The organism is Dolichospermum sp. LEGE 00240, from assembly GCF_015207875.1.
Lineage (GTDB): Bacteria > Cyanobacteriota > Cyanobacteriia > Cyanobacteriales > Nostocaceae > Dolichospermum > Dolichospermum gracile.
In genome coordinates, this window is the sequence record NZ_JADEVZ010000126.1 from 1 (window position 1) to 7,986 (window position 7,986).

At 39.9% G+C, this 7,986-nt stretch carries 8 protein-coding genes; 7 read left to right on the forward strand and 1 reads right to left on the reverse strand.

Annotated features, from left to right (window positions below; translation table 11 throughout):
* Window positions 1–621: 621 nt before the first annotated feature.
* The 3 genes from IQ226_RS23830 to IQ226_RS23840 all read left to right on the forward strand — a co-directional run bounded on the left by IQ226_RS23830 (window position 622) and on the right by IQ226_RS23840 (window position 2,805).
* On the forward strand, window positions 622–1,125 hold the full coding sequence (locus IQ226_RS23830) for a hypothetical protein (protein WP_193899521.1): 504 nt from the start codon (window positions 622–624) through the stop codon (window positions 1,123–1,125).
* A gap of 69 nt (window positions 1,126–1,194) precedes the next feature.
* A complete protein-coding gene (locus tag IQ226_RS23835; protein WP_193899523.1) occupies window positions 1,195–1,587 on the forward strand; it encodes a DUF2358 domain-containing protein in 393 nt (130 codons plus the stop codon).
* A 42-nt stretch (window positions 1,588–1,629) separates the two neighbouring features.
* Entirely contained in the window at window positions 1,630–2,805 is a 1,176-nt protein-coding gene (locus IQ226_RS23840; RefSeq protein ID WP_193899525.1) for a TRC40/GET3/ArsA family transport-energizing ATPase, read from the forward strand.
* 93 nt (window positions 2,806–2,898) lie between these two features.
* On the opposite strand, the gene IQ226_RS23845 is transcribed toward IQ226_RS23840, so the two are convergent.
* Window positions 2,899–3,366, reverse strand: a complete 468-nt coding sequence (locus tag IQ226_RS23845; protein ID WP_193899527.1) for a hypothetical protein — start codon at window positions 3,364–3,366, stop codon at window positions 2,899–2,901.
* Between the two features lie 326 nt (window positions 3,367–3,692).
* Between IQ226_RS23845 and IQ226_RS23850 the strand changes: the two genes are divergently transcribed.
* The 4 genes from IQ226_RS23850 to IQ226_RS23865 all read left to right on the forward strand — a co-directional run.
* Window positions 3,693–5,537, forward strand: coding sequence for a S8 family peptidase (locus tag IQ226_RS23850; protein ID WP_193899529.1), 1,845 nt, complete (start codon window positions 3,693–3,695; stop codon window positions 5,535–5,537).
* 200 nt (window positions 5,538–5,737) lie between these two features.
* Window positions 5,738–5,965 carry a hypothetical protein gene (locus IQ226_RS23855; RefSeq protein ID WP_027400881.1) on the forward strand — a complete coding sequence of 76 codons (228 nt, stop codon included), beginning with the start codon at window positions 5,738–5,740 and terminating at the stop codon, window positions 5,963–5,965.
* Between the two features lie 181 nt (window positions 5,966–6,146).
* Complete coding sequence (locus tag IQ226_RS23860) at window positions 6,147–7,532, forward strand: aminopeptidase P family protein (protein ID WP_193899531.1); 1,386 nt, start codon at window positions 6,147–6,149, stop codon at window positions 7,530–7,532.
* Between the two features lie 236 nt (window positions 7,533–7,768).
* A partial coding sequence (locus IQ226_RS23865; RefSeq protein ID WP_193899320.1) for a transposase occupies window positions 7,769–7,986 on the forward strand: 218 nt, incomplete at its 3' end.

Consider the following 7,986-nt stretch of genomic DNA (forward strand, 5'->3'; position numbering starts at 1 on the left):
CACACTGATCCCTTCCCGAACTCAGAGGTGAAACGCTGCTGCGGCGACGATAGTTTGGGGGTAGCCCCACGTGAAAATAGCTCGATGCCAGGTTTATTTTTTCATCCAACAATGCCTCCTCTATTTACTTAGAGGCGGTTTTTGTTTTGGTTATTAAGTACCTGAGCATTGGTCACAAGTTAAGATAGAAGCAATTATGTAAATAAGTATAAATACTGAAAAATATCAGAGTGAAAAATAAAAATGTGACTCGATATTTTCAAGGAGTTTGGAAGAAAAATTGTTCAGGACTTCTTCTTAACTTGTGACAAATGCTCTACGGACAACTATGAATTTATGGCATGGAATTATGGGCTGATTTAGCTCTAAACTTAATCAAGCTCAAGCCTCATAAGCACCTCTTGTTTCAACGTGGCTTTCAGGCTCTATCCCTTATGAAACAAATATAGACATCCGGTTTGATGATTAAAAAGATCCGTAGGGTGTGTTAGCGACAGCGCAATATACCAAATTCCTGATGAGGGAAAGATGATCAAAAATCTCTAACCGGTGAATAAATAACAAACAGCAACAAGAGAAAAAATGCACAAAACATACTCGATTAATCTTTAAGGAATCCTGATGATAACACTTGCACAAATTCAAAATCAAATCAAAAACCAAACCGCTAAAATCGCCGAACAGCAACAAGAATTATTAGATTCTCAAAAAGAATTATCTTTACTTTTAGAGAAGAAAAAAATTATGGAAGAACTAGCAAATGAAAAGCTGAAAGAAGCAGCACAACTATTAAGAGCAGCCCAAACTGATTTAGAATGTACAACTGAAGAGATTTTAGAAATTACTAAATCAAAAATGATTAACCCTGAATTAGAAGATCAACTTGATTTAGAACAAAATGGCAAAAATAGTTTAATTTTAGGAACTTTAGGATCTTTAGAATCCATAGAAATTGATCTAGGCAAATCCGAACTTAGCCTACAAGAAGGTAAACAAGAATTAGTCAATGCCTTAACTGAAAAGATAGATGAGTTTGAATTTGCTTTATCCTGTTTACCTCTAGAAGAAAGAGATTGTGCCAGAGTCAAGCTACAAACTGTACTTGGTAATTTTGTAAATCAGTAATAAAGAAGAATTCATTCTATTCTAACTCCTGACTCCTTCTTTCTCCTGACTCCTGACTCCTGTTAATTTATGAATATTATTGAAACCCTCAAAGCCGATTATGCTAGATTTCCTGAAAATCAAACTTACAGCATTTATGCCGACGATGTTTATTTTCAAGATGCTGTTTTCAAGTTTCGGGGACTTGAACTTTATAAATGGATGATTAAATTCATTCAAACTTTTTTCTTCAATCTCAAACTAGATTTACATCACATCCAATCTCACGAAGAAATTATTAAAACTGAATGGACAATGAGTTGGAACTCACCATTACCCTGGAAACCCCATATTTCCGTTTCTGGTTGGAGTGAATTACGTCTGAATGCCCAGGGTTTAATTGTTTCCCATATTGATTATTGGTACTGTTCTCGCTTGGATGTAATTAAGCAGCATTTCATTTCTGGGAAAAAACCATCATAATGTAAATAAATGTAAATAAAATCCAGGCATAAGGAATAATTGATGCGAGTAATTTTAATGACAGGGAAAGGTGGCGTGGGTAAAACCTCCGTTGCCGCAGCCACTGGACTCCGTTGTGCGGAACTCGGCTATCGGACATTAGTTTTAAGTACAGACCCCGCCCATTCCCTTGCAGACAGCTTTGACGTAGAATTAGGCCATGATGCCCGTCTCGTTCGTCCTAATTTGTGGGGGGCAGAATTAGATGCCCTGCAAGAATTAGAAGGTAATTGGGGGGCTGTGAAACGCTACATTACCCAAGTTTTACAAGCCAGGGGTTTGGACGGCATACAAGCGGAAGAATTAGCAATCTTACCGGGTATGGATGAAATTTTCGGACTGGTGAGAATGAAACGTCATTATGATGACGGAGAATATGATGTTTTAATTATTGACTCTGCCCCTACTGGTACTGCATTACGGCTGTTAAGTTTGCCTGAAGTTGGCGGTTGGTATATGCGTCGTTTCTACAAACCGTTTCAAAATATTTCCGTTGCCCTTAGACCACTAGTAGAACCTCTTTTTAAACCTATTGCTGGTTTTTCTTTACCGGATAAGGAAGTAATGGACGCACCCTATGAATTTTATGAGCAAATCGAAGCTTTGGAAAAGGTTTTAACTGACAATACTCAAACTTCTGTGCGTCTAGTAACCAATCCTGAAAAGATGGTAATTAAAGAATCTCTTCGCGCTCATGCCTATTTGAGTTTGTATAATGTAGCAACAGATTTAGTGATTGCTAACCGGATTATTCCTCAAGAGGTGACAGATCCATTTTTCCAAAGGTGGAAGGAAAATCAAGAACAATATCGTCAAGAAATTCATGATAATTTCTTACCTTTGCCAGTGAAAGAAGTACCTCTATACTCTGAAGAATTGTGTGGTTTGGCAGCTTTGGAAAGATTGAAAGAAACTCTTTACAAAGATGAAGATCCAACTCAGGTTTATTATAAAGAAACTACTCTCAGAGTTGTCCAAGAGAATAACCAATACAGTTTAGAACTCTATTTACCGAATATTCCCAAAAGCCAAGTGCAATTAAGTAAAACCGGAGATGAGTTAAATATTACTATTGGCAATCATCGCCGTAATTTAGTATTACCTCAAGCTTTAGCTGCGCTGCAACCAGCGGGAGCGAAAATGGAAGATGATTATCTGAAAATTCGTTTCGCTGAATAAATACAACTGAGGGCGGGGAAACCCCGCCCCTACAGGCGGTTGCGTGGTTAAGAGGTACAAAATCTCTGTTGAAACCTATACACAAAGACAGTTTTATTCCTGACTCCTGACTCCTGACTCCTGACTCCTGTTGTAAGCTGTTCCTATCTGTAAATTCTGCAATGTCCTTTGCAAAAATTTACCCCATTCTGCGGCTAGGGGAACTTCTGTAAACGGAACACGAATTGATTTAGGAGTAGTTAATAAAAAGTCTAATTCGATTTTGCGACCTTTTTGGGGAGGATTTTCTATATCTACTACATGATCATTGACTAAAAAGCGGATTTCTTGAACGTCCAATAAGGAAAAAGTTTCTAATTCAATGGGTCCTTTTGTGGTCGGTTTTCCCCAAGTGATATCATTGCCTTTTTGAGCTAATACTGCATAAATATCATATTTCGTCCGTTCAAATTGTTCTGCCCAAATTTGATAAGCTTGAAGTTTTTTAAATTCCTGTGAACCTTGCCAAGCTAACCAGAAAAATGCTACTAACAAAGGCAACCAGAAAAGACCACGTTCCATAATAATTCGTAATGCCTCTGTGAGAGGAGCGTCGTTAATTTCATGAGAAAATAGGTAAGAAGATGGAATTTTTTCTAAAATCCACCAAATACTATTTTACAATATAAATAGGTTAGCGTTGAAAATTGTCGTTATAGCAAGGCAAGAGGCAAGAATAAAGAAGTTTTCAGCGATTTTACGTTTCTTTACACAGTTTGGTTTTATTGTGTTCACCTACTTAGCAATTTAACTATTTTGTAGAAAAATAACCATCTTGATAATTATTCTCTATTCCCTGTTACCTACTATATGAGTTATGGTAGTGAGCAAACTGACAAGAAGCGGTGATGAAAAAACTTATATTATTGTGCTTGTTTGTGATTGGACTGACTGCGGCTGTATTTGGGTTTCTGAATTTTCAGGGACTAGCAACCAAAGGTGAGTTTGAGACAATTTTGCTAGATTTTCGGGAAGATGTGGCAGAAAGTTTGATTGAGAAGGACTTACAAGCGATCGCCAGGCAATATCATGTTACCCCCCAATTGGATAATAAATATTCAGCGACAGATCATGTATATTTTATCAAAGGCGATCGCCAACGACTCACAGATTTACGGAAATCTCCCTTTGCCAAAGTTACAGAATTTATTGAACCAAATTACATTTATAAAATCGTTCCCGAAGGAAAAGCCACTTGGTTAGGAGAACTGTTAGCACCTCAAAACGAAGAACCAAATTCTTCCTTAATTGGTCCTAATGACCAGTATTACAGCAAACAGTGGAACTTACACAAAATCGGTATAGAAGCGGCTTGGACACGGAGTAAAGGTGGTGGCATTACCATCGCCGTCATTGATACAGGCATTACCAAAGTCCGCGACTTATATGAAACCAAATTTGTCAAAGGCTACGATTTTGTTAACGATACAGAAGCAGCCAAAGACGATAACGGACATGGAACTCACGTCGCCGGCACAGTCGCCCAAGCCACCAATAACGCCTATGGTGTCGCTGGAGTGGCTTATGAAGCCAGTCTGATGCCCTTAAAAGTCTTAAATGCCGACGGTTCAGGAACAGTAGCCGACATTGCCGAAGCCATCAAATTTGCGGCTGATAACGGCGCAGACATCATTAACATGAGCTTAGGTGGTGGTGGTGCCAGCCAACTCATGGAAGATGCCATTAAATACGCCCACAACAAAGGTGTAACCATTATCGCCGCCGCCGGCAATGAAGACACCAACGGCGTGAGCTATCCCGCCCGTTATGATCATGTTATCGGTGTTTCCGCCTTTGGACCCGACGGTGAAAGAGCATCCTATTCTAACTATGGTGCAGGTGTAGATATTTCTGCCCCTGGAGGGAGTGAAACCGGGACAATTCTCCAAGAAACTATCAATGAACAAGGTGAAGGCGTATTTCTCGGACTCCAAGGCACAAGTATGGCTTCTCCCCACGTTGCGGGGGTAGCGGCACTAATCAAAGCCTTGGGAATCAAAGAACCCGACGAAATTTTGCAAGTTCTCCAACAGTCAGCCAGAGTCATTCAAGACGACGGTTTGAACTATTATGGGGCTGGACAACTCAACGCCGAAGCAGCAGTTAAACTAGCCAGCGACGGTATCATTAGTGTTCCCGACTTTTTCCGGTGGTTGCGAGAACAAGGCTATCTAAATCCTGGCTTTTGGATAGATGGCGGAGCGATCGCATTAGTCCCTAAAATATTCATGGTAGTAGGTTCTTATCTCCTGGCTTGGTTTTTACGAACCTACTTCCCCTTCGCTTGGAGTTGGTCTCTATCTGGCGGTTTAATTTTCGGCAGTTCTGGTTTATTCTTCCTCAAAGGATTGTATATCTTTGATCTTCCCCAATGGCCTTTCCGAATTTTAGGTAGTTCCATTCCCGAATTAGGCAACACCTTACAGGGAACAGACGCACTAAATCCGCTTTTTGCCAGCGTCTTAATTCCCTTTCTGTTAATAGCCTTATTCTTAGGACATCCCACTGGGAAATGGTTTGCCATTGGTGTAACTTTAGGAATAACAGCTTTCCTCACAGTTAGTGCCATTTATGATCCTGCCGTTTGGGGTTTAGGAAATAGCAACCTAGCCAGAATCTTCCTCCTCGTCAATGCTTTACTTTGCTACGGACTAACCCGGTTAGCATTAAAAAAAGACCAACAAATAGCTTAATTAGGTAATGGGTAATTGGTAATGGGTAATTGGGAAAAAAGTTTTATATATTCCCTCTTATCTATGAGTTTTTCCTGTTCCCTGTTGCCCGTTCCCTGTTCCCTCTGAAACAATTGATTTTTCTGTTCCCTGTTCCCAGTTAAGAGTTCCCTCTCTCAACGAGTGAATTTAATTTTGTCCGACTACTTAACAACTAACAAATGACTATTACAACCACTGGTACTATCGAACGTCGAAATATTGGACTTGGTGCTTGGGCTTTCGTAACCGAAGATGGTGTTACCTACGAAATACCCAAAAGTGCCGATAAAACCTTACTAAAAGCCGGACAAAAAGCCAAAATCACTGGAAAAGTCCGAGAAGACTTAATGACAGCAGCAATGATTGGTTCTGTTTTAGAAATTCATTCCTTTGAAGTAATCACATAATTTAAATTTCCAGAATAATTAACCGCAGATGAACGCAGATAAACGCAGATAAAGACGGATAAATTCATGAATTTCATATAGCCTCAAACAAAATTGGTATTAGATCAAAAGCTAATTTAATCTACCTCTTTGCGCCTTTGCTTCTTTGCGTCTTTGCACGAAACCCAAATCTAATTCTCCTATGCACACAAACCTCCCAGAAATTCTCCGTCATCGTCGCCAAAAACTCGCAGAAATCATAGACTTACCCGCCGTTCTCTGGTCAGGTAGTAGCAGTTCCCGCAACTTCCCAGCCAATACCTTCCCCCACCGCGCCAATAGCCATTTCCTTTATTTCGCCGGAATTCCTCTCCAAAATGCCGCCATTCGCCTAGAAAGTGGCAAGCTACAACTATTTATAGATGACCCCCACCCCAGTAGCGCCCTCTGGCATGGAGAAACCCCAAATCGTGAAGAAATCGCTGCCAAAATAGGCGCGGATGAAGCCAAAACAATGGCAGAATTAGCAAATTACTTAGAAGACGTGGCGACCTTGCCAGTACAAGATGCAACTACTTGGACACAGCAAACCCAACTTTTAGATAGATTCATTTTACCAAAAACTCAACTGGAAGGCATTGATTTAGAACTAGCGAAAGCCATTGTTTCTCTGCGGCTTACCCATGATGCAGCAGCATTGATAGAATTACGTAAAGCAGCGGTCGTGAGTGTAACAGCACACAAGGCAGGAATGGCAGCAACATCTTCAGCTAAACAAGAATCAGAAGTCCGCGCCGCAATGGAAGCAGTAATTATGGCTCAGAACATGACCACTGCTTACACCAGTATTGTTACAGTTCATGGTGAAGTTTTACACAATAATCATTATTACCACTCTCTGCAACCAGGAGATTTACTTTTAGCCGACGTGGGTGCGGAAACCCAGACAGGTTGGGCGGCTGATATTACCCGCACCTGGCCTGTTTCTGGTAAGTTTTCATCAACCCAAAAAGACATTTATGATATTGTTTTAGCTGCCCATGATGCTTGCATTCAAAACATCGCTCCTGGTGTAGAATATGCAGAAATTCATCTGTTGGCAGCCACTATAATTGCCGAAGGTTTAGTAAATTTAGGAATTTTGCAAGGTAAACCAGAAGATTTGGTAAAAATGGATCTTCATGCTTTATTTTTTCCCCACGGAATTGGACATCTTTTAGGTTTAGATGTTCATGATATGGAAGATTTGGGAGACATCGCCGGTTATGATCAGGGCAGAAGCAGAAGTAGCCGTTTTGGTTTAAGTTATTTACGATTAAATCGTCCCTTACGTCCAGGAATGTTAGTCACAATTGAACCAGGATTTTATCAAGTTCCGGCAATTTTAAATGATCCAAAAACTCGGTCTCAATATCAATATTTAGTCAATTGGGAACGTTTAGAACAATTTGCAGATGTGCGAGGTATGCGCATAGAAGATGATGTCTTAGTTACAGAATCAGGGAGTGAAGTTTTAACCGCCGCATTACCAACTCAAGCCAGTGCGATCGAAGATTTATTAAATGCCAATTATTTGTACCTACATTGAGAGGATAATATAAGTTATTTGTATGGGATTTTGGCAAAAAAGATTTTTATCAATAAACAGGGGTCTATTCTCATGATTATTGGGAATATTGTCAATAATTCAACAATCCTTTAATCCGGGTGTTAGATGTCCACATATTGTCTGACTCAGAGGGTGTTTGAAAAGTTAGAAGTTGAGTAAAAAAAGCTCTCAGGGTATAATCTGTAAATACTAAAAATACAGAACCGTAGAGAGCAATGAGTAAAGTATACTCCAGCAACCTAACTAAAGAACAGTGGGAACTAATAGAACCTTTAATTCCAGGAGCTAAAACTGGTGGTAGAAAACGAGAAGTAGATATTTGGTGCGTACTTAATGCCATCTTTTATGTATTAACTCAAGGATGTACATGGCGAAACTTACCCGGAGACTTTCCCCCATGGCAAACTGTATATACATATTTCCGCAATTGGCG